Source organism: Eisenbergiella sp. OF01-20 (assembly GCF_003478085.1).
GTDB lineage: Bacteria > Bacillota > Clostridia > Lachnospirales > Lachnospiraceae > Eisenbergiella.
On sequence record NZ_QUES01000017.1, the window covers coordinates 219 to 21063 of the forward strand.

Sequence of the window (20845 nt, forward strand, 5' to 3'; positions counted from 1 at the left end):
ACGCCGCACAGACAGCCGGCGGAGGGCCATTCGGCAACTGCGAAGTTTGAGTACTTTACGTATTTTTATGTCGTGGGCTTGCCATAAGGGTGACGGAGATATTACGTTTAACAGCAATGACACAGGAAAAGCGCTTGAAAGGAAGAAAGCCGGAACCGGCGGCCCTTATTAAAAGGACAGCCGGTTCCGGCTTTTTATGGAAAAGACAGGCTTATGTCTGCCTGCTGAAGCGCAGACCATTTACGGGCCGCAGGGATCGCGCTTATCCGATAACCGCCGTTACATGGTATTCTTTTTTCCCTTCCACAAAAGGAACCACGTTCCCTTCCACCGTTTCACCGTCTACCAGGAGTGAAGATACGCCCTTTTCCAGCCGGTTGGGGTTTTTCACCTCGATATGGTAAACCGCTCCCCGGAACCGTCTTGTGATGGTGAAATCACCGAAGTCCCCGGGGACGCAGGGATCGATGCACAGTCCTGTCAGGCCTGGCCGGATGCCCAGGATGTACTGGGAAATGTTTACAAAGGTCCAGGCTGCAGTACCTGTCAGCCAGCTGTTCTTCGCCTCTCCATGGGTGGCGGCATCCCTGCCTGCGATCATCTGGGAATAGCAGTAAGGTTCGGTGCGGTGGATTTCACTGATATCCTGCAGGAAAGCCGGACAGGTTTTCCGGTATACCTCAAAGGCCCTGTCCCCTCTGCCGATTACGGCTTCTGCGATGGAAATCCAGGGATTGTTATGGCAGAAAATTCCTGCGTTTTCTTTATATCCCGGGGGATAAGAGGTGATTTCCCCAAGCTCCAGGTGATAACGGGTATAAGCTGGCTGCAGAAGCATGATGCCGTATGGGGTGTCAAGACGTTCTTTTACACTGTCCAGGGCGCGCTTTGCTTTGCCTTCTTTGACGCCTACACCGGCCAGTACGCAGAAGCCCTGGGGCTCGATAAAGATCTGCCCCTCCTCACATTCGGAGGAACCTACCTTATGGCTGCTGGCATCGTAGGCACGGAGGAACCAGTCACCGTCCCAGCCGGCGTCCAGAAGCGTATCATACATGGCGGATACTTCCCTGCGGGCACTGGCTGCAATATCCGCAAGTCCCTGAAGCTCGGCCAGCTGTGCGTATTCCTCCCCGTATTTTACGAACATTCCGCCGATGAAAACGGATTCCGCCACAGGTCCTTCACTGGGGCCGAAGGTCTGGAAGGATTCTCCGGGCTGCGCGGAGAAGCAGTTTAAGTTCAGGCAATCGTTCCAGTCGGCGCGGCCGATGAGCGGAAGGCCGTGAGGGCCTTTGTGGGTTACTGTAAATGTAAAAGATCGGGTCAGATGCTCAAACAGCGTGCCTTCCCCGCCGTCGTCAAAGGCAACCATTTCGGACAGGATGGAGGTATCGCCGGTTTCTTTGATATAGGCGCTGGTTCCGGCAATCAGCCACAGCGGATCGTCGTTGAAGCCGCCGCCGATATCCGCATTCCCTTTTTTGGTAAGAGGCTGGTACTGGTGATAGGTACTGCCGTCGCCGAACTGGGCGGAAGCGATATCCAGGATACGTTCCCTGGCCCTTTCCGGAATCAGATGGACAAAACCCAGCAAATCCTGGCAGGAATCCCGGAAGCCCATTCCCCTTCCGATACCGGATTCGTAATACGAAGCGCTGCGGGACATATTGAAGGTTACCATACACTGGTACTGATTCCAGATGTTCACCATACGGTTAACTTCCTCACAGCCGGAAACAACCTGGTAGCCGGAAAGAAGTTCCTGCCAGTAGTCCTTTAATTCCGTAAATGCTTTTTCCACGTTTTCCACGGACGCATAGCGGGAAAGAAGAGAATGGGCGCGGGACTTGTTGATAATACCGGGGGCTTCCCACTTTTCCTCTTCCTCATTTTCCACATAGGCCAGCACAAAGACATAGGTACGGCTTTCCCCGGGAGCCAGGGTGACATTGATCTGGTGGGAGGCGATAGGGGACCAGCCATGCGCTTCAGAATTGGAAGCCTTTCCTTCTTTTACGACGGCCGGTGCGGCGGGGGTTCCGTAGGTGCCTAAGAAAGCATCCCTGCTGGTATCAAAGCCATCCACAGGCGTGTTAACCGAATAGAGAGCATAATGGTTCCTGCGCTCCCTGTACTCTGTTTTATGATAGATTGTGGAGCCTTCCACCTCCAGCTCTCCGGTGCTTAAATTACGCTGGAAATTCTTCATGTCATCATCGGCATTCCAGAGACACCATTCCACGTAGGAGAACAGGGAAAGACTTCTGGCTTCACCGCTTTCATTGGTCAGCGTCAGACTGGTCACCTGACAGGTATCATGCAGAGGTACGAAGGTGAGAACCTGAGCCTTCACCTGGTTCAGGGCTCCGGTGAAGCTGCTGTAGCCAAGGCCGTGCCGGCATTCGTAGGAGTCCAGCTTTGTCTGGGTGGGCTGCCAGCCCGGATTCCAGATGCTTGCGCCGTCTTTGATATAAAAATACTGTCCGTTATTGTCATAGGGTACATTGTTGTAACGATAACGGGTCAGGCGGAGAAGCTTGGCGTCCTTATAGAAGGAATAACCTCCGCAGGTATTGGAAATCAGGGTGAAAAAATCCTTGCAGCCCAGATAGTTAATCCAGGGAAGAGGAGTTTCGGGAGTGGTGATCACATATTCACAGCTGCGGTCATCAAAAAATCCATATTTCATACAAACACCTTTCTGTCCGCACGGCGGACGTTGCTTTCGGTAAGGGAAGGCTTTTTCCATGTCCTGCCTCCCTGCCGGTTTCAGACAGGATACAAAGTGACAACATCATTACGAAAACGATTAAGTAAAAGCGTATAAAACTGCTTATGACATGGATTATATAGAAAAATTCCCGGTTTTTCAAGAGGTAATCCCAAAAAAATAAGGTAACTGTCCCGTGTGCTTTCACAGGTAAAAAGAATACCCAAAATTTACGCGCGCAAAACCTGCGGCCTTTGCGGCGAGCGGTGTTGTGGTTATTATGCATAGAAAAAAAGAGGTTATTTATATAAAAATGACAAAAATGGTCAAGCTGCTGTGAAAAACAAATATTTCTATTGAAATACCGGGGGAAAGTGAGCTATGATAGAAGGGCGAAAACGATTAAGAAAAAACGGCGGAAGGAGTGTGATGCAGATGGTTTCCATGAAGGATATCGCCCGGGCCTGCGGGGTTTCCGTGGCAAGCGTGAGTAAGGCGCTGAATAACCATACCGATATCGGGGAAGAAACCAGGCAGTTAATCCGCCGGACGGCGAAGGAGATGGGGTATTTCCCCAATTCCGTAGCCAGGACCCTCAAAACCAACCGGAGCTACAATCTGGGAGTCCTGTTTGCCGATGAAGCGAACAGCGGACTGACGCACGATTATTTTGCAAGTGTGCTGGAAAGCTTTAAGGAAACGGCTGAAAAAAAGGATTACGATATCACCTTTGTCAACCGGAATAAGGAACGGCGCAGGCAGATGACCTATCTGGAGCATGCCAGATACCGGGGCTTTGACGGCGTGGTTATCGCCTGTGTGGATTTTGAGGATCCGGAGGTGTCCCAGCTTGTGGCAAGCGACATTCCGGTGGTGACAATCGATCATATTTTCAATAACCGGATCGCTGTAATGTCCGATAATGTCAAGGGTATGCGCTCCCTGCTGCAGTTTATTTACCACAAAGGGCACAGGCGGATCGCCTATATCCACGGCCATGCGTCCTCCGTAACCGGCAGCAGGCTTTCTTCTTTTTATAAGACGGCCGGGGAGCTGGGGCTGGATATTCCGGACGAGTATGTGCTGGAAGCCGGCTATCGGGATACGGACGGCGCCGCCGCTGCCACAGAGGAGCTGCTCAAGCTTCCCTGCCCGCCCACCTGCATTTTATACCCGGATGATTTCGCCTGTCTGGGAGGAATGAACATCCTGCGGGAAAAGGGGTTCCGGATCCCGGAGGATATTTCCATCGCAGGATATGACGGCCTGCGGATAGGAAGGCATGTGGATCCGAAGCTTACCACCTTAAAGCAGGATACCGGCAAACTGGGGAGCTTTGCCGCAGAAAAGCTGATTGGACAGATCGAAAGCCCGAAAACCAGCGTCCCGGAAATCCTTGTGGTTAAGGGGGAGGTTTTTGAAGGCGGGTCTGTAGGCAGTCTGGAATTATGATGCACGGATTCCCGCGGACAGCGGGCAGACGGATACCCTGTTGCTTACGACGGGGTGTCTGACTTAAGAAAGAGAGGAAAACGAATATGAAATTTACGGAAGGATATTGGCTGCGCAGTGAAAAAGCCAATATTTTATATGCATCACAGGCATATGATGTGCAGGAAATCCCGGGAGGAATGAGGGTGCTTGCCCCGGTGGGATATATCAGCTCCAGGGGTGCAACCCTGAATATGCCCACCATTACCCTGGAATTCACCGCTCCTATGGAAAACATGATAGCGGTAAGGGCATGGCATCATGAAGGCTATGATAAAAAGGAGCCTGTCTGCCCCAAGCATCCCCAGCCTGTGGAGGTCCATGTGGAAATCGGGGAAGAAGAAGCCGTTATGAGGGCAGGAAAGGTTGCCGTACGTGTGAACCGGAAGGAATGGGGCTATTCTTTTGAAGCGGAAGGAAAAGAGCTTACCAGATGCGGTTTCCATAACCTTGGGTATGCCCGTTGGGACAGAACGCCTTCCACCATGTTTCCGGCGGACAATTATCTGACGGAAAACGGAAAGCCTTATATGGTAAATGAACTCTCCCTGCAGGTAGGGGAAAATGTATACGGTTTCGGGGAACGGTTCACCTCCTTTGTGAAAAACGGACAAGTGGTGGAAACCTGGAACGAAGACGGCGGCACCGCATCCCAGGTGGCCTATAAGAGCGTCCCTTTCTATATGACCAACAAAGGCTACGGTATTTATGTGGATCATACCGATAATGTTTCCTTTGAAGTGGCGAGTGAAAAAGTGGAATATGTGGGATTCTCCGTTCCCGGGGAAGAGCTGCGCTACTGCTTTATCTACGGACCCTCACCCAAGGAAGTCCTTAAATCCTATACCGCCTATACCGGACGTCCCGCCCTGCCTCCCGCATGGAGCTTCGGGCTGTGGCTGTCCACCTCCTTTACCACCAATTATGATGAGGAAACAACAAGCTCCTTTATCCAGGGAATGGCTGACAGGGATATCCCTTTGAGCGTATTCCACTTTGACTGCTTCTGGATGAAGGAATTCCAGTGGTGCGATTTTACCTGGGACAAGAGAGTATTCCCGGATACAGAAGGAATGCTGAAAAGATACCATGACAAAGGGCTGAAAATCTGTGTCTGGATCAATCCATATATTGCCCAGGGAACCCCTTTCTTTAAAGAAGGGGCTGAAAACGGCTATCTGGTAAAAAGGGCCGACGGCAGAGGCGTATGGCAGACCGACAACTGGCAGGCCGGAATGGGCCTGGTGGATTTCACGAACCCAGCCGCCTGCAAATGGTACGCCGACAAGCTGAAAACCCTTCTGGATATGGGGGTTGACTGCTTTAAGACCGACTTCGGTGAACGAATCCCCGTGGATGTGGAATGGTTTGACGGAAGCGATCAGGGAAGCATGCACAACTATTACACGTATCTGTACAACCAGTGTGTGTTCCATCTGCTGAAGGAAGTGAAGGGAGAAGGGGAAGCCGTCCTTTTTGCAAGAAGCGCGGCGGCAGGCGGACAGCAGTTCCCGGTACACTGGGGCGGTGACTGTTCCGCCAATTACCCTTCCATGGCGGAAACCATCCGGGGAGGACTTTCCTTCTCCATGTCCGGCTTCTCCTTCTGGAGCCATGACATATCCGGTTTTGAAAGCACCGCCAGCCCGGATTTGTATAAGAGATGGGCGGCCTTCGGACTGCTTTCCTCCCACAGCAGGCTGCATGGATCCGGAAGCTACAGAGTGCCGTGGTTATTTGACGACGAAGCGAGTGATGTTGTCCGTTTCTTCTCCCGGCTGAAATGCACCATGATGCCTTATCTGTACGCCAAGGCTGTGGAGGCCCATGAAGAAGGAACCCCCATGATGCGTCCCATGGTATTTGAATTCCCCGCCGATCCGGCAGCCGCCTATCTGGAAACCCAGTATATGCTGGGCGATGCCATTCTGGCAGCCCCCGTGCTCCGTGCGGATAAAAAAGCGCAGTATTATCTTCCGGAAGGCAGATGGACGGATTATTTCACCGGTGAGGTAAAAACCGGAGGCCGTTACTATGAAGGCGAATATGATTATTTTTCCCTGCCGCTCTATGTCAGGGAAAATACCCTTCTTGCCCTCGGCAGCGTAAATGACAGACCGGATTATGACTACAGGGAAGGCGCTGCCCTGCATCTGTATGAACTGGCGGAAGGCGCTTCCTGCAGCTGCCGTCTGGTGGATCAGAAAGGAAACACGGTGACCGTGGTAACCGCAGACAGAAACGGGGATACCATTACCTTTGCGGCGGATGCGGACATGGACGGCCTCACCCTGGTGCTTCACGGCATCGGCGGGGAAAGTAAGGCGGAAGGCGGGGAAATCCTTGCAGATGCCGGGGAAAATACCGTTTCCATAGCTGTTTCCGGTAGCACCCGGAAGGTGACGGTTACTATTAGTTAATAAGTTCACGGGATTCGCTTTCCTAACAGAAACAGGAAAGCAGAAATAAAAAGGTCCGTCCGGTGTATGATAACCGGGCGGGCCTTTTTGGAACACGCGCCCCTCCGTATTGGTATAACTTTATTCCTGTTCACAGTCCCATGACTTTAGTATTTTTTAATCTTTTTTTCATAAACCGTTTTCTTGTAATATAGCCTTTAGTGGGGTATGATACGAATAGGAAGTAAAAAAGGAGATAAGCAGATGACAAAAACAGAATTCCTGGAAGCTCTGCGGCGTGCACTGAACGGGAATATGGCGGCTGCATCCGTGGAAGATAATCTTACATTTTATGACACCTATTTTAAAACAGAGACGGCGAAAGGAAGGACGGAATCCGATATCCTGTCCGGACTTGGGGATCCCCGGATTCTGGCAAGAACCCTGATAGATGCGGCAGAACGTGCCGGAGATGAATATGCCCATGAAGCCAACGAGACACAATTCCGGGCGGCCGGAGGTCCGGGCAGCCAGAATGATTACCAGGAAGAAAAATTTACCCAAAGAACCGGAGGTACTGTGAACCGGGTGCATATGCCCGGGTGGCTGATAGCTATCCTGGTCCTGATGGCGGTGGTGGTGGTCATCAGCGTGGTCGGTTCCCTGATGTGGGCCGTTCTGCCTTATCTGATTCCTATCGTACTGGTGGTATATATTATCCGGCTCTTTCGAAAAAAATAAAATTATTGTGCATAAAAAAGCTGTTTTTTCAAATACTACTCCTGTAACAAAAATGAATCAGGAGGTTTTATATTATGTCTAAGAATGATTACAACCAGAACAGCCAGAACAGCGAAAAGCAGAACCAGCAGAATAAGTCTGAGAATTCCAGCAGCAACAGCCAGAAGAATCAGAACAACCAGAGCAAGAACAGCTCTTCTGACTGCCACAGCGGAAAAGACAGCAGCAAAGAGAACAATTATTAATCTACAATAGCTGAAAAAAGCCGGGAAGGCGCGGAGATATCCGCCCTTCCCGGCTTTTTACATACAGGAACCCGGACTTTGCAGGAGGCGGATGCCTCTGTGTCCAACGACTGTGGGGCCGGCCGGAGATAGATCAAAATATCATTGACGGGAAAAAGAAATAAACGTAATATATAGCTATGAGAAAATTTGAGTTGATTGCGCCCTGCCATTTTGGGCTGGAGGCGGTATTAAAAAAAGAAATTATTGATCTGGGGTATGATGTGCTTCAGGTGGAGGACGGGCGGATTACGTTTTTCGGGGATGAAGAAGCGGTCAGCCGGGCAAATGTGTTTCTGCGCAGTGCGGAGCGTATTCTGATTAAGGTGGGAAGCTTTCATGCGGAAACCTTCGAAGAATTGTTTCAGGGGACGAAAGGCCTGGCCTGGGAGGAATATATCCCCCGGGACGGAAAATTCTGGGTGGCTAAGGCCGCCAGTGTGAAGAGCAAGCTGTTCAGCCCTTCAGATATCCAGTCCATTATGAAAAAAGCGATGGTGGAACGCCTGAAGGAAAGCTATCATGCGGGCTGGTTTGAGGAAAACGGGGCTTCTTTTCCAGTACGCGTGTTCCTGATGAAGGATGAGGTGACGGTAGGGCTGGATACTACGGGGGAATCCCTTCATAAGAGAGGGTACCGTAAATTGACGGCAAAGGCACCCATTGCGGAGAATCTGGCCGCTTCCCTTATCATGCTGACACCATGGAGGGGAGATCGGATATTGGTGGATCCTTTCTGCGGCAGCGGGACATTTCCCATTGAAGCGGCTTTGATGGCGGCCAACATGGCGCCCGGCATGAACCGCAGCTTTACGGCAGAGAACTGGCCGGAGGTGGTTGCCAGAAGGAACTGGTACGATGCGGTGGACGAAGCGGGAGACATGGTGGACCTGGATGTGGTAACGGATATCCAGGGCTATGATATTGATGACAAGATGGTTTCCATTGCCAGGGAGAATGCGCGTCTTGCGGGTGTGGAAAAGCTGATCCATTTCCAGCGCCGCCCTTTGTCGCAGCTCAGTCATCCCAGGAAGTATGGTTTCCTGATTACCAATCCTCCCTATGGGGAAAGGCTTGAAGAAAAAGCCGCCCTGCCAGCCTTATATAAGGAAATCGGGGAACGGTTCGCCGGTCTGGATTCCTGGTCCATGTATCTGATTACCGCTTATGAAAACGCAGAACGTGATATCGGAAGAAAAGCGGATAAAAACAGGAAAATATATAATGGGATGATGAAGACCTATTTTTACCAGTATTTAGGCCCCAGGCCGCCGAAACGGCAGAAGCAGGAAGACTAGGCCAGATACCCGGCGGCAGCCGCCAAGGCGAACTTGGCCCCTTGTCCGCGGGAATAAAACGGATGGAGTACAGGATAAATGAGCAGGAGAGTTATTTTTGCTACGGGAAACGAAGGGAAGATGCGGGAAATCCGCATGATTCTTGATAATCCGGAACTGCAGGTGCTGTCTATGAAGGAAGCCGGGATAGCGGCTGATATTGTGGAGGATGGAAGTACCTTTGAGGAAAATGCACTGATTAAGGCAAGGGCGGTGGCCGCCTGTGCCGGTAAGGGCGATATTGTCCTGGCGGACGATTCCGGCCTGGAGATTGATTACCTGGGCGGGGAGCCGGGCATTTATTCCGCCAGATATATGGGCGAAGACACCTCGTACCGGATTAAAAATGCAAATCTGATAGGCCGCTTAGACGGCGTCCCCAAAGAAGAGCGTACAGCCAGGTTTGTTTGTGCCATTGCCGCGGTCATACCGGGCGATGAACCGGAGGAGTTTGTGGTCAGAGGTATCATTGAGGGATATATCGGCTGGGAAGAAAAGGGTACCAATGGCTTTGGTTATGATCCTATTTTTTATGTGGAGGAATACGGCTGTTCCACCGCGGAGCTGGACAGCGTGACAAAGAACCAAATCAGCCACAGAGGGAATGCGCTGCGCATGATGAAGGAGCGTCTTGACGGAATCCTGTAGTCCGGATTCCGGTACACATGAGGAAAGAGGGAACAGAGGATGAAGGTATTGATAATCAGCGATACCCATCGCAGAGATGACAGATTCCTTGCTTTAATAGAACGCATAAAACCTATAGATATGCTTATACACTGCGGCGATTCCGAAGGAAGCGAGGAGCTTTATAAGGCCGGTGCGGACTGCCCGGTGGAAATTGTGGCCGGTAATAACGATTTTTTTACGGATCTTCCCAGGGAAAGGGAATTTGATGTGGGGAAATACAGGGTATGGCTTACCCATGGCCATAATTACTATGTATCCATGGGAAATTCCATACTGAAGGAGGAAGCCAGGGCCAGAGGCGTTGATATAGTTATGTATGGCCACACCCATAAGCCGGTCATCGATGTGGACAAGGAGGTTACCGCGATCAATCCGGGCAGCCTTTCGTTTCCGCGCCAGGAAGGGCGCAGGCCCTCTTATATCCTTATGGATCTTGACAGGGATGGCCAGGTTCATTACCATTTGAATTTTTTGTAAAAAAATTGGTAAGAAAATTCAAAATATCCGTTGACATATGCTGATGGGTGTTATATAATAACTTCTGCGTCACGGCTAAAGGTGAGCAGAAACCGGGGTGTGGCTCAGCTTGGCTAGAGCGCCTGGTTTGGGACCAGGAGGTCGCAGGTTCGAATCCTGTCACCCCGATTACCCATACTTTTAGTTGTACACGGTTTTTGTTTGATATATGCGGGTGTAGTTCAATGGTAGAACACCAGCCTTCCAAGCTGGATACGTGGGTTCGATTCCCATCACCCGCTTGCGGGTGATTAACTGTTTGTTGGTAATTTCCCGTTTGCGGGTAGATTATCTGTTTACTGGCGGTCCTTTTTGGGACAGGCATTTGTAAGCGGCTGCCCGATTGGCAGATTTCAGCTGCCGGCATCAGTCAGAGTAGTCCTGTTGTTTAATCGCCAGGCGTTCCCGTAATATGTGTTCGTAGCTCAGTTGGATAGAGCAACGGCCTTCTAAGCCGTGGGTCGGGGGTTCGAATCCCTTCGAGCACGTTGAGGTTATGAGAATTTTCATAATCCATATGGTGGGTATAGCGCAGTTGGTTAGCGCGCCAGATTGTGGCTCTGGAGGCCAAGGGTTCGAATCCCTTTATCCACCTTCTTGGGCTATCGCCAAGCGGTAAGGCACAGGACTTTGACTCCTGCATTCGCTGGTTCGAATCCAGCTAGCCCAGTTGCACAAAAGGAATCTTTTGTATATGATTCTTTTTTTTATTCTTTTTTCCGGATGTATACTTTTTACAAATTGGGGAAAGGTAACTGAATAAGATGAGGAGCACTAGCTCAGTCGGTAGAGCACCTGACTTTTAATCAGGTTGTCGGGGGTTCGAATCCCCCGTGCTTCAGTACAAAAGCCTTGTATTTACAGGGCTTTTTTTATTGCGTGTTGCATTTTGTGTTGCATGATTGAGGAAGTGACTCCATAAATGTTGCATATTTTTCTCTTAATTCCTGAGTATCCTTGAGGCCAGTGTCCCGAAGCCAGGACATATATCCTTCTGGTAAATCCGGTTCAACTATCCCTATCTGTTCCTGGAAATAATCGTCTATCATGTTATCCACCCGCTGCCGTTCCTGCCCGAAAGTATGGGTATACACTTTTTTCATGACGGTATCCGTTTTCCACCCTCCGCGCTCCTGGGCATACTTATCGGGGACTTGCAGGAGAGCCATGACAGAGGCATTAACGTGCCTGAGGTCATGATAGGTCATCGGCTTTAATCCGGCTTTTTCTATTAAGCGTGTGAAGCGGAAATATACCTGCGACCGTGTCATAGGGACAAGGCGATCCTCTTGTGGATCCGTTCGGGATATCAGCTTCTGGATGTAAGCCGGCATGCGGTGCATCCGGGTCCGGGTCTTTGTTTTTCCCTTCTGCTTGACCACGGGCTTGTTATCAACATCCACAATAACTTCTTCCACCACAAGATAGTTTCCCCGGATTGACTTTGATTTTGTAAGCCCACGGACCTCAGACATGGAAAAGGATAACCACATGGCAAGCATAACGGCCAGCTCCACCTCTGAGCCTTTTACAGCGTTATATATTTCATCAGGCAAGGGTAAGTCCTTAATATGCGTTTCGGTCTGAGGAAGGCGCACTGTGCAGTCCAGGGAGGGTAAATATTTATTGATGACTGCAGTTATCAGTCCATACTCATTGTGTACCGTTTTGGCGGAGATAGGGACCTTATCCTTACGTTTGGCGTTCGGACGTTTGGCTTCCAGGTTGACTGCGTCCTGAAGTCTCTGCCGGGTCAGTTTTTTGAGTGGAAGTTCCATGATATCTGCGAAGGCATTGTTCTGAATTTTCCGATATCCTTGGATTGTTGTTGGCGACAGAATCGCATCAGATGTTTCGATGTACACGTCGATTGCATTCCGCAGAGAGTTTGAGGACATGTGCCGGCGCTGTTCTTTCTCCATAGCAAATTGAGCCGCCATGAATTCAGCGTCCTTTTTCGAATCTGCTGTAAAAGATTCATAGTGCCTTTTACCGTTAGAATCTGTGTAATCGTAGGCCTGGCAGCGCCAGGAACCTGACGGCAATCTTTTTGCTTTTGCCATAATTGCTGTACCTCCTTATTTTTGCGTAAAAAAAATAACACCTGTACAGGTGCCGGAGGTCGTGGTAAAATAATCTTGCGAGGAATGCTTTACCGGCTCCGGTCTGTACAGTATTCAATTAATTCCGCTCTGGTGTTGGTAGCACTGGGGCGGTTTTTTTTATTTATTAACGTATATTAGTATACATACAAGAATTACAATTAAAGAGATAGTAATACTGAGTACGCCGATCAACACCCCATCTTTTTGTTTTTGCTTGCTCTGTACATTTCTGTCATGAGAAACAATATTATGCTCCAGTATATTCCAGCGGTATCCACAATTGCGACAAGTTGCATAAGTGACAGTTCGTTCTTTTGGGGATAACAAAATTGGAATGACAACGAGTAAACCACAACACGTCAAAGCCAACAATATATATACAATAACGGTACCAATATCTAGCGGTACCGGTTCTTTTTTTGTGGAATAGACAATATCAGGAGAACCACAATCCGGACAGGTGGGTATTACATTATGCATTAGGGCGTCTTTGGAAAAGGCACCTGTATTTGGAGGAAATTGCAATCCACATTCCGGACATTGAACTGCTCTATTTGATATCTGTCTTCCACATCTGGGACAGTTAATAAGTGGCATATATTCCCCTCCCCCTAAGAATAAATTCTTTTGTATTCGTCTGCCAGAAAATCAGCATGTTCTAAAAGATAGTTTCTGTGTACGATATTCTTTTTCCCTTTTTGGGAGCAAAACCCCAGTGGCATAGACAAGGTATTTTCTTCAAATAGTTCCTTCAGCTTCAGTTCATATTTATTTGGCTTTCTGGAACGTTTTGTATGAATATTGTATAGCCAACGTCGATAATCCATAATTGCTCGATTGGAAGCTACATAAGACAAGCCAAAAATGTCATGTATTTCTTCAGATGTTTTTTTTCCTGTAAGATAATGTATTAAGATACGTGGCGCTAAGATGCAACTTGCAAAATAATCTGCATTATCTTCGTCCTCTTGGGTACCATCTGGAATATCCATTATAAAATGTCCAAATTCATGCATTAAATTAAACGTTGTACGCCGTTCAAAAACAGTATCGTTATAAAAAATAGTCTTTTTAAGAGTGAAAGCATCGTCTGTAGCATAGTGGCATTTCTGCTTCTCAAAAGCTGAGGAATAGGGCCTATGTTTTACATTATAAGTATCTAATATTTTGAAGCAATCTACCGGCATAGAATCGATATTACATTTTTTATAAATCTCATATATGCGTTGGTACATAATTTCTTCATTTAACATTATTAATCTCCATTAGGAAATAGCGTGTAAATTAAGTCTGCAATATCTTTTTCAGTTAAATCTTTCTTTTTATTCCTGGCGACAAAAGATTTGATATCCTTCTTAGTTACAGTGGGATATTCGGGATAAGGTACTATATTGTCATCATCTATCGTATCCTTTGCAATTTCACAGCGATTAAACTCTTCGGTTAAAGTAAAATCAACCATCTTTTTACCATGATCATCAAGAGAATGATATTTTTTTAGTAAAATAAAATCATCGGATGACAATGTATCAGTCTTTTTATTGAATCCGAAAGCATCATCGACAGTGGTACCATAAATGTCACAGAGAGTAAATAATGTATTTGCGTCGGGCTGTGAATAACCAGTTTCCCAATGTCCAATTATTTGTTGCTTTCTACCAAGAATTTCAGCAACTTCTTTTTGCGTCTTACCTGATTTTATTCTTAATTCTTTTAGGATTGTGCCTATCTCTGCTTTTGTCATATTCTACCTCCATCTGAATTAATTAAATATTATCATAGGTAATTGTGAAAATCAATATAAAAACTCAAAAATTTAGTATTCTTATATTGACAACTAAAATATTGAGTGCTAATATAAGAGTGCACTCAAAAAATGAGTTTAAAAGGAGGTGAAGAATTTGAAAACTGATATAAGAGACAATCTCAAAGCAGTAATAGATGAAAAAGGTTTTATTCAAGCGGTTATTGCGCGTAAAGCAAACATCTCACCAGTTAAATTATCTCAAATATTAAGTAAGGGAAGAAAGCTGGAAGCAAACGAATTATTTGAAATATGCGAAGCTATTGAAATGTCACCTACTGATTTGAGAAATTACAAAATCCCTAAATAAGATTATAGAACACATGTTCGAACGGATCAATAGTAAATTATTGTAATTGGAAAGAAAGAGAGAAAATGAATAAACCTAAGTATATAGATAAGGAATGCGACAGTATCCCGAAACTGCGTATCGAATCAACAGGACACAGCTCAGAATTATGGTTGGGCGGGAGACACATGGGAGACGGAATCTCAAAGGTTGAATTCAAAGCAGAGGGTGGAGATGATCCGCTTCTTCATATCGACATGAATATGAGGGCTTTTAAGTTTGAGCCAGAGAAGGATTTGACACAAACAGAAAAGGGACAGGTGGATAGTCCCAATATCCTTTGCTCTATTGATAAGTCAATCCTGAAACTTTGCAAAATGATTGAGGAAGACAATTTTATGCCAGGAGAACGGTCAGGAATGGTACAGGCTCTTGCAGCCTTAGTTTCTATAAGAGCCTGTGTCCGCTAAACTCAATTTTCATTTATAAGGAGGAAGGAAAAAAATATCAAGAAATAAAAGAGAGGTGGTGAATAACATGCCAAAGACATCTGAGTTGGGAAAATACGGAGAACGTAAAAAGACAGTACGATGCATTATAAACGTGGGAATAAAGAGAAAAGCACTCAAAAATGCAGACCTTAAAAGTGCGATCAATGTAAATACCTTAGGCCAAAAAAAGAGGATGCCGGAAATGTTTAATCTGGGTGAACTCTGGCGTATAGATGATATCCTGCATTTCACGGATGCGGAAATTTTGCAAATATTTGGAAGGAACCCAAAGGAAGGAGGGTAAAAAGATGTACATACCTGAGTTTTGGTGTGGAGTGATAGCGACGATTACAACAGAGGTAGTTGTATTAATCATTGCGATAGCATGGCCGCGGAAGAAATAGGAGGACAAGCAGATGCAGGAAATAACGCTGTAAGAAGCCCTAGAGCTGTACGAACAGCAGGGAATAACTTGGCTGATCAATGATGGCCGCTGTTATCCCGTGAAGGAAATATGAGCGGCATAAAAACGCTCCGGCCTGTGGGGACAGGACACGGAGCACATAAAAAACAATTCACATAAATTATAGCACACATTACGGCGAAAGGGAACAGAGATGCCGGAGCAAATTATTGATATTCTTCCGGTTGATGAAGATTGGCCGGATTATGAATCTAAATTAAAGAGAGAAATATCCATGCGCCGCCGGAAGCGTGCCGCATGGGAAGAAACGGAAGGAGTTAGAGACGATGGAAAATATACAGGCAGTGATCAGCCAGCAGGCGGGGAAGATAACATGTAACTTTGAGCAGGTGGAAGCGGCACTTAATGAACGTATGCATGAATTTGATGGTGCGGTTTTTACGGAGGAAAGCAAAGCCCTTGCGAAAAAGATAGTCGCAGGTCTCCGTTCAGAGCAAAAGAAATTTGCGGAGAACCTGAAAGAAGAAAAGAAAAAATACATGGCTCCGTGGGATTCTTTTGAGGCCAGGGCCAAAGTGCTTATTGCCAAATATGATGAACCTGTCAATTCGATTAATGGGCAGGTTAAGGAGATGGAAGAAAAACGGATAAATGAAAAGAGAAAGCAGATCAGCCAGATTTATCTGGAAGTAACGGGCGGAACAGATGTTGATAACTACATCTCGTTTGAACGTATCTATAACCCTAAGTGGGAAAATGCCACATACAAAGAAAGAGACATCCGCAAAGATATTGTTTCAGCCGCTGCTGCTGTAAATCAGGCAGTTACAACTATCCGAATGATGAATTCTGAATCTGAGGATAAGGCAATTGAAGTATACAAAAACAATTTAGACCTTGCCGAAGCGATTACTTATATCAATCAATTTGAGCAGCAAAAGCGTGACATTATTGCCAGGGAAGAAGAGATGCACCGCAAGGAGGAAGAAGCACGTGTCCGGCGGGAAGAACGGGAAAAACTTGAAGCTGAACAGAAGGCGCGTGCGGCGGTCGAGGAAGAACGCCGGAGGGCGGAAGAAGCACTTGAAGCGGAACGTCGCCGGGCAGAGGAAGAACGCATTGCTGCCGTGGAGCAGGCGAAAACAGTAGCTGCGCAGGAAGTCATTGATGGCCTCATTCCTGATCAGGATGAAGAAGCAAACCTGTATGAGTACCGGGTTTCTCTTTCGGAAGATGGAAAAAGGAAATTTGAAATGTATATGGACAGTGTGGGTATTGAATGGGAGATGATCTGATGGAAAACCTCTGGATTTATGAACAGTGCCGTTGCGTTCCGGATACTGCCAAGAGTGAAATAAGAGGCGGACGTCTTAACGGCAAGACTGATATTAACCCCATGTGGCGGATAAAGATGCTTACGGAGTTGTTTGGTCCCATTGGTGTCGGTTGGTATTATAAGAAAACCGATGAAAAAAAGGAAGTAGTTGGGGACGAAGCCGCAGTTTTTGTGGATATTGAACTGTATATTAAGGTGGATAGTGGATGGTCGATGCCGATTCATGGCACTGGTGGCAGTATGCTGGCGTCAAAGGAGAAGGCAGGCATATATGTATCTGATGAATGTTATAAGATGGCAACCACGGACGCGATTTCTGTGGCTTGTAAGCAGTTGGGTATCGGCGCCGACGTTTATTGGAACTCGGATACATCGAAATATGAGAAACCACAAGCGCAGGAAGTCACGCAGCCGCCGGCAGAAGATACGCCGGAAGTACGACAGCGGCGGGAACTATTGGAACAGTTAAAGGCAGAGCTGCAGCGTACAGGGTATGGTCCCAGGGCAGTTTTAAAGAAATACAAAGCAGACGAAGTTGACAAGCTGAGTATTTTACAAATTAAGGACTGTATCAAAAAAATGAAAACACTGCCAGATGCCGGGAAGGCGGTTGGCTGATGGAATGTACGGGAGTAATAGCTGAAATCGGGAGAGCAGTAAATAACTACCCCCGGATCATCCTGGAAGTCAACGGAATTTCTATACCTCAGTTGGTGCGCCTGCGTGAGAACGGGAAGCTGGATATTACCATGAAAAAGTATTCAGGAAAACGTAGCCTTGATGCAAATGCCTATTATTGGAAGCTGTTAGGGGAACTGGCACGTGTATTAAATTCCAGTAATGAAGAATTACACAACATGCTTCTGGAAAGCTATGGGACACTGGCAGAAGATGAGGCAGGAAATTCAATTGTACATTTCCTGCCGGAGACGGAAGATTATCAGCGGTATAAGCATGAGCATTATAAACCAGCGGGAGTAGTTATTGAGTATGAGGGGATACGGTACTGCAAGTTTTTCAGGATTAAAGGCTCCAGCCAGTATAATACGCGGGAGATGTCCCGCCTGATTGATGGTCTGGTGTACGAATGTAAAAATATGGATATAGAAACGCTGCCGCCAGAACAAATTGAAAGGATGATGGAAGCCTATGCCAAAAAGCATAACACGACGCCTTGAGTTTAGTCCGCAGGTACGGCAGAAAATCCGAAATAGGGATGGTGATTGCTTCTTCTGCCGCCAGTGGTATCACATGGAATGGTCACTTCCGGGAGACCTTGGACCGAAGGACATCATGCATATTGTGCCCAGAAGCCATATGGGCCTGGGAGTGGAAGAAAACGGAGTCCTGGGATGTAGGTATCATCACAATTTAATGGATAACGGTAATAAGGGACTTGGAAAAGAAATGGTATCCATGCTTGAAGAGTATATGCAGCAGCTTTACCCGGGATGGAGCCGGGAAAGCGTTACATATAAGAAATACGGTTGAGACACCGGGCGCAAGCCGAAAGAATCTATTTGCTCATGGGGGAAATATATATCACGAGAGCCAGCCTCCTATCTGATGGCTCAGGGCGGTCGCAGTGGCCGCCCACACCCCCGCAAAGGAGGGCATATATGGAAATAATAGAATTAATCCCCTATGGGGAGGAAAACGCTGTAAAGCGCAAGTGGCTTGTTCGGCGGTGTATAGAAAATGGTCTTGTTGATGCTGATTCCAGGGATCCGGATCGTGAGATGCGTAAGCTGATACATAAGGCACGGGAGAAATATGTTATCCTGAATAACTCTGACAGCAAAGGGTATTACAGGCCTACGAAGAAAGAATACCTGAATGCGAAACGATACTGCAGGCAGGAGGAGAGCCGGGAACGGAGCCTTAAGAAATCCCGGAAACCTGTATTACGGTTCCTTCGACAGTGTGAGATTGAATTTCAGGACACAGAGTCAGGACAGACGAATTTTTTCGACCTGATAGATAGTGGTGGCTGATATGGAGAAGAAGAACAGCTTTGTATTGTACACCGACTACCGCAGGCAGTTTGACCTTCTTACCGATGCAGAGCTGGGACAGCTTATCCGGGCCGTTATGGACTATGTGGAGACTGGACAGCCTCCTGACCTTCCAGCGGGGCCACAGATGGCCTTTGCCTTTATCTCAGCCCAGATTGACAGGGATATGAAAAAGTACCAGGAAGTGGTTGAGAAAAGGCGGGCTGCCGGTAGTGCAGGAGGGAAGCAAAAGGCAAGCAATGCCAAGCAAGAAGTAGCAAGTCTAGCAAATGATAGCACATGCTATCAAGCCGTAACAAATCTACCTGATAATGAAAATGATAATGATAATGTAAATGATATTAAAAAGAAAGACACTAAAGTGTCTAAAGAAAAATCATTTCAGCCGCCTTCAGTGGAGAATGTAAGGGAATATTGCCAGGAGGGTGGTTACAAGGTAGATGCGGAATGCTTTGTGAACTTTTACGAATCTAAGGGATGGATGGTCGGTAAGAACAGAATGAAGGACTGGAAGGCTGCAGTAAGGAATTGGGCACGTAATGACCAAAAGCCAAGTCCTAAAACCGGTAATAGGGCCATTGATAAATATAACCAGTTCATGCACAGCGATTATGATTATGAGTCTTTGGAAAAGGATCTGCTAGCAAATAAATAAGGAGGCCATGATGAAAGATATGAGAATTAACCCAAATGGGGAAAATCAGAAACAGCGGACGAATACTCCGAGAGGATGGGCTGAGGAATGGGATTCCACAGTAGAGGCAATCCGTGATTCGGTAGGAGTGAAGAAATTACTTAAGGAGGAGTGGGATAAAGCTGTCCGCCCCTTCCACAGGAGGAAAGCACATGCGTAATTCATCTATTTTATTTAACCTTGAAGAGATAGAGGAAATTATCATAGGTGTGGGCGGTTGTGATGCTTCGTGTGACTATGACAGAGGATACGATGATGCCTGCAGAGCTATGATAGAAGTTTTTGAAGAAAAGGCAAAGGAGAAAGCAAATGAATAAAAAAGAAGTCCTTGAAATCAGGAAGCAGTATACACACGATAGGTGTTCCATAACCCGCATCTGCGGCTGTTACGTAGATGGGGAAAAAAACATCAAAACGCAGCTGAAGGAAGCTTTTCTTTCCCTTCCGGAAGAAGAAACCTTCAAATATTTTAATCTTTTCAAGCAGACCCTTTCCGGGACCCTGGGGAAGAACCTGCTCAATCTGGAGTTTCCACTGGACTCGGAAAATCCGGGTGGTCCCCAGGAATTCCTGCTGAAGCTGCGTGATAGCAAGCTACAGGATGACACGCTTCTTGAGGAATTTTACGGGAAAATCATCGAGAACTATTATTTCCCGGAAAATTATTACATAATCCTCATACATGTGGCTTACGATATTCCCGGCAAGTCTCTGGACGGTTCGGAAATGTTCGACGCCTCCGAGGACGTTTACGAATACCTGCTTTGCAGCCTTTGCCCCGTCAAGCTGTCAAAGCCCGGCCTTTTTTACAATGCGGAAACCAACACAATTGAAAACCGGATCCGTGACTGGGTAGTGGATCCTCCGGTAAAAGGCTTCCTCTTCCCGGCTTTCAATGACAGGAATACCGATATCCATTCCATGCTTTATTTCTCCAAAAAGGCGGAGGAATTACAGCTAGAATTCATAGAGACCATGTTCGGCTGCATCCTTCCCCTCTCTGCAGACAGCCAGAAGGAAGCTTTTAACAGCCTGATTGAGGACACGCTGGGAGAGAATTGCGACTATGAGATGGTGAAGAATATCCATGACCATCTGACGGAAATGGTGGAAGAGACAAAGGATTCCCCGGATCCTCTGGTATTGACCAAGCCGGATGTGAAACGTCTGTTTGAACTGAGTGGAGTTCCTGAAGAAAAGCTGGAAACCTTTGATCAGACCTTTGAAGCGGCTGCCGGGGAAAAAGCGTCCCTTCTTGCCACAAACATTGCAGGCGGCAAAAAATTCAATATTGAGGCGCCGGATGTGGAGATTAATGTAGACCCAGAACGTACAGATTTGATAAAGACAAAAATTATTGACGGTAAAGCCTGTATTGTAGTTGCTGTAAATGAGCGGATAGAAGTAAATGGTGTAAATGCGAGAACATTGATATCCAATTAAATAACCCTTTAACGAATTAAATAAGAGAAAGAAAGGAGGCCGGAGCCACTGGCCAGCGTAAAGGATATCCTGG

Annotated in this window: 25 protein-coding genes and 6 tRNA genes; 26 read left to right on the plus strand and 5 right to left on the minus strand. The window is 47.1% G+C overall.

Annotation, left to right across the window (positions count from 1 at the left end; genetic code table 11):
• Positions 1-262 precede the first annotated feature (262 nt).
• Positions 263-2692: a GH36-type glycosyl hydrolase domain-containing protein gene (locus tag DXA36_RS18455; RefSeq protein ID WP_118681095.1), complete on the minus strand. Its 2430-nt coding sequence runs from the start codon at positions 2690-2692 to the stop codon at positions 263-265.
• A 456-nt stretch (positions 2693-3148) separates the two neighbouring features.
• Here DXA36_RS18455 and DXA36_RS18460 point away from each other — a divergent pair, with 456 nt between their 5' ends.
• The 13 genes from DXA36_RS18460 to DXA36_RS18515 all read left to right on the plus strand — a co-directional run bounded on the left by DXA36_RS18460 (position 3149) and on the right by DXA36_RS18515 (position 11012).
• Positions 3149-4165, plus strand: a complete 1017-nt coding sequence (locus DXA36_RS18460; protein WP_118681096.1) for a LacI family DNA-binding transcriptional regulator — start codon at positions 3149-3151, stop codon at positions 4163-4165.
• Positions 4166-4251: 86 nt separating this feature from the next.
• The gene (gene yicI / locus DXA36_RS18465) at positions 4252-6624 is read left to right on the plus strand and encodes an alpha-xylosidase (RefSeq protein ID WP_118680963.1); all 2373 of its coding nucleotides are present in this window, start codon (positions 4252-4254) and stop codon (positions 6622-6624) included.
• A gap of 243 nt (positions 6625-6867) precedes the next feature.
• Positions 6868-7344, plus strand: coding sequence for a DUF1700 domain-containing protein (locus DXA36_RS18470; protein WP_182479147.1), 477 nt, complete (start codon positions 6868-6870; stop codon positions 7342-7344).
• A 74-nt stretch (positions 7345-7418) separates the two neighbouring features.
• Positions 7419-7589, plus strand: a complete 171-nt coding sequence (locus DXA36_RS33020) for a hypothetical protein (protein ID WP_182479148.1) — start codon at positions 7419-7421, stop codon at positions 7587-7589.
• Positions 7590-7768: 179 nt separating this feature from the next.
• On the plus strand, positions 7769-8926 hold the full coding sequence (locus tag DXA36_RS18475) for a THUMP domain-containing class I SAM-dependent RNA methyltransferase (protein ID WP_118680965.1): 1158 nt from the start codon (positions 7769-7771) through the stop codon (positions 8924-8926).
• Between the two features lie 78 nt (positions 8927-9004).
• Entirely contained in the window at positions 9005-9613 is a 609-nt protein-coding gene (gene rdgB / locus DXA36_RS18480; protein WP_118680966.1) for an RdgB/HAM1 family non-canonical purine NTP pyrophosphatase, read from the plus strand.
• A gap of 39 nt (positions 9614-9652) precedes the next feature.
• A complete protein-coding gene (locus DXA36_RS18485; protein WP_118680967.1) occupies positions 9653-10132 on the plus strand; it encodes a metallophosphoesterase family protein in 480 nt (159 codons plus the stop codon).
• A gap of 93 nt (positions 10133-10225) precedes the next feature.
• Positions 10226-10300, plus strand: a tRNA-Pro gene (locus DXA36_RS18490).
• A gap of 42 nt (positions 10301-10342) precedes the next feature.
• Positions 10343-10413: transfer RNA gene (locus tag DXA36_RS18495), tRNA-Gly, on the plus strand.
• A 172-nt stretch (positions 10414-10585) separates the two neighbouring features.
• Positions 10586-10659 (plus strand) — tRNA-Arg (locus DXA36_RS18500).
• A 32-nt stretch (positions 10660-10691) separates the two neighbouring features.
• A tRNA-His gene (locus DXA36_RS18505) sits at positions 10692-10765 on the plus strand.
• A gap of 4 nt (positions 10766-10769) precedes the next feature.
• Positions 10770-10841, plus strand: a tRNA-Gln gene (locus DXA36_RS18510).
• 98 nt (positions 10842-10939) lie between these two features.
• Positions 10940-11012: transfer RNA gene (locus DXA36_RS18515), tRNA-Lys, on the plus strand.
• A 31-nt stretch (positions 11013-11043) separates the two neighbouring features.
• On the opposite strand, the gene DXA36_RS18520 is transcribed toward DXA36_RS18515, so the two are convergent.
• From DXA36_RS18520 to DXA36_RS18535, 4 genes are all read right to left on the minus strand, one after another.
• Positions 11044-12234 (minus strand): tyrosine-type recombinase/integrase, encoded by a 1191-nt coding sequence (locus tag DXA36_RS18520; RefSeq protein ID WP_118680968.1) that lies wholly within the window; start codon positions 12232-12234, stop codon positions 11044-11046.
• 159 nt (positions 12235-12393) lie between these two features.
• Positions 12394-12873, minus strand: a complete 480-nt coding sequence (locus DXA36_RS18525) for a zinc ribbon domain-containing protein (protein WP_118680969.1) — start codon at positions 12871-12873, stop codon at positions 12394-12396.
• Between the two features lie 14 nt (positions 12874-12887).
• A complete protein-coding gene (locus DXA36_RS18530; protein ID WP_118680970.1) occupies positions 12888-13529 on the minus strand; it encodes an ImmA/IrrE family metallo-endopeptidase in 642 nt (213 codons plus the stop codon).
• 2 nt (positions 13530-13531) lie between these two features.
• Positions 13532-14020 carry a helix-turn-helix transcriptional regulator gene (locus DXA36_RS18535; protein ID WP_118680971.1) on the minus strand — a complete coding sequence of 163 codons (489 nt, stop codon included), beginning with the start codon at positions 14018-14020 and terminating at the stop codon, positions 13532-13534.
• 157 nt (positions 14021-14177) lie between these two features.
• Between DXA36_RS18535 and DXA36_RS18540 the strand changes: the two genes are divergently transcribed.
• The 13 genes from DXA36_RS18540 (at position 14178) to DXA36_RS18595 (ending at position 20772) form a co-directional block, all read left to right on the plus strand.
• Positions 14178-14390 (plus strand): helix-turn-helix domain-containing protein, encoded by a 213-nt coding sequence (locus DXA36_RS18540; protein ID WP_182479149.1) that lies wholly within the window; start codon positions 14178-14180, stop codon positions 14388-14390.
• A 65-nt stretch (positions 14391-14455) separates the two neighbouring features.
• Positions 14456-14839 carry a hypothetical protein gene (locus DXA36_RS18545; RefSeq protein ID WP_118680973.1) on the plus strand — a complete coding sequence of 128 codons (384 nt, stop codon included), beginning with the start codon at positions 14456-14458 and terminating at the stop codon, positions 14837-14839.
• A gap of 58 nt (positions 14840-14897) precedes the next feature.
• Positions 14898-15164, plus strand: coding sequence for a hypothetical protein (locus DXA36_RS18550; protein WP_147366617.1), 267 nt, complete (start codon positions 14898-14900; stop codon positions 15162-15164).
• A 313-nt stretch (positions 15165-15477) separates the two neighbouring features.
• Positions 15478-15663 carry a hypothetical protein gene (locus tag DXA36_RS18555; RefSeq protein WP_118680975.1) on the plus strand — a complete coding sequence of 62 codons (186 nt, stop codon included), beginning with the start codon at positions 15478-15480 and terminating at the stop codon, positions 15661-15663.
• Positions 15611-16579 carry a DUF1351 domain-containing protein gene (locus DXA36_RS18560; RefSeq protein WP_118680976.1) on the plus strand — a complete coding sequence of 323 codons (969 nt, stop codon included), beginning with the start codon at positions 15611-15613 and terminating at the stop codon, positions 16577-16579. The genes DXA36_RS18555 and DXA36_RS18560 overlap by 53 nt, the downstream gene beginning before the upstream one ends.
• Positions 16579-17238 (plus strand): hypothetical protein, encoded by a 660-nt coding sequence (locus DXA36_RS18565; protein WP_118680977.1) that lies wholly within the window; start codon positions 16579-16581, stop codon positions 17236-17238. The genes DXA36_RS18560 and DXA36_RS18565 overlap by 1 nt, the downstream gene beginning before the upstream one ends.
• Positions 17238-17798 carry a hypothetical protein gene (locus tag DXA36_RS18570; protein ID WP_118680978.1) on the plus strand — a complete coding sequence of 187 codons (561 nt, stop codon included), beginning with the start codon at positions 17238-17240 and terminating at the stop codon, positions 17796-17798. The genes DXA36_RS18565 and DXA36_RS18570 overlap by 1 nt, the downstream gene beginning before the upstream one ends.
• 73 nt (positions 17799-17871) lie before the next feature.
• The gene (locus DXA36_RS18575) at positions 17872-18111 is read left to right on the plus strand and encodes a hypothetical protein (protein WP_147366618.1); all 240 of its coding nucleotides are present in this window, start codon (positions 17872-17874) and stop codon (positions 18109-18111) included.
• Positions 18112-18239: 128 nt separating this feature from the next.
• Positions 18240-18614: a hypothetical protein gene (locus DXA36_RS18580; RefSeq protein WP_118680980.1), complete on the plus strand. Its 375-nt coding sequence runs from the start codon at positions 18240-18242 to the stop codon at positions 18612-18614.
• Between the two features lies 1 nt (position 18615).
• Positions 18616-19290 (plus strand): DUF6291 domain-containing protein, encoded by a 675-nt coding sequence (locus tag DXA36_RS18585; RefSeq protein WP_147366619.1) that lies wholly within the window; start codon positions 18616-18618, stop codon positions 19288-19290.
• Positions 19291-19300: 10 nt separating this feature from the next.
• Positions 19301-19489 (plus strand): hypothetical protein, encoded by a 189-nt coding sequence (locus tag DXA36_RS18590; RefSeq protein ID WP_147366620.1) that lies wholly within the window; start codon positions 19301-19303, stop codon positions 19487-19489.
• A complete protein-coding gene (locus DXA36_RS33025) occupies positions 19482-19646 on the plus strand; it encodes a hypothetical protein (protein ID WP_182479150.1) in 165 nt (54 codons plus the stop codon). The genes DXA36_RS18590 and DXA36_RS33025 overlap by 8 nt, the downstream gene beginning before the upstream one ends.
• Complete coding sequence (locus DXA36_RS18595) at positions 19639-20772, plus strand: DUF4317 domain-containing protein (protein ID WP_118680983.1); 1134 nt, start codon at positions 19639-19641, stop codon at positions 20770-20772. Before DXA36_RS33025 ends, DXA36_RS18595 begins: the two co-directional genes overlap by 8 nt.
• Positions 20773-20845 lie beyond the last annotated feature (73 nt).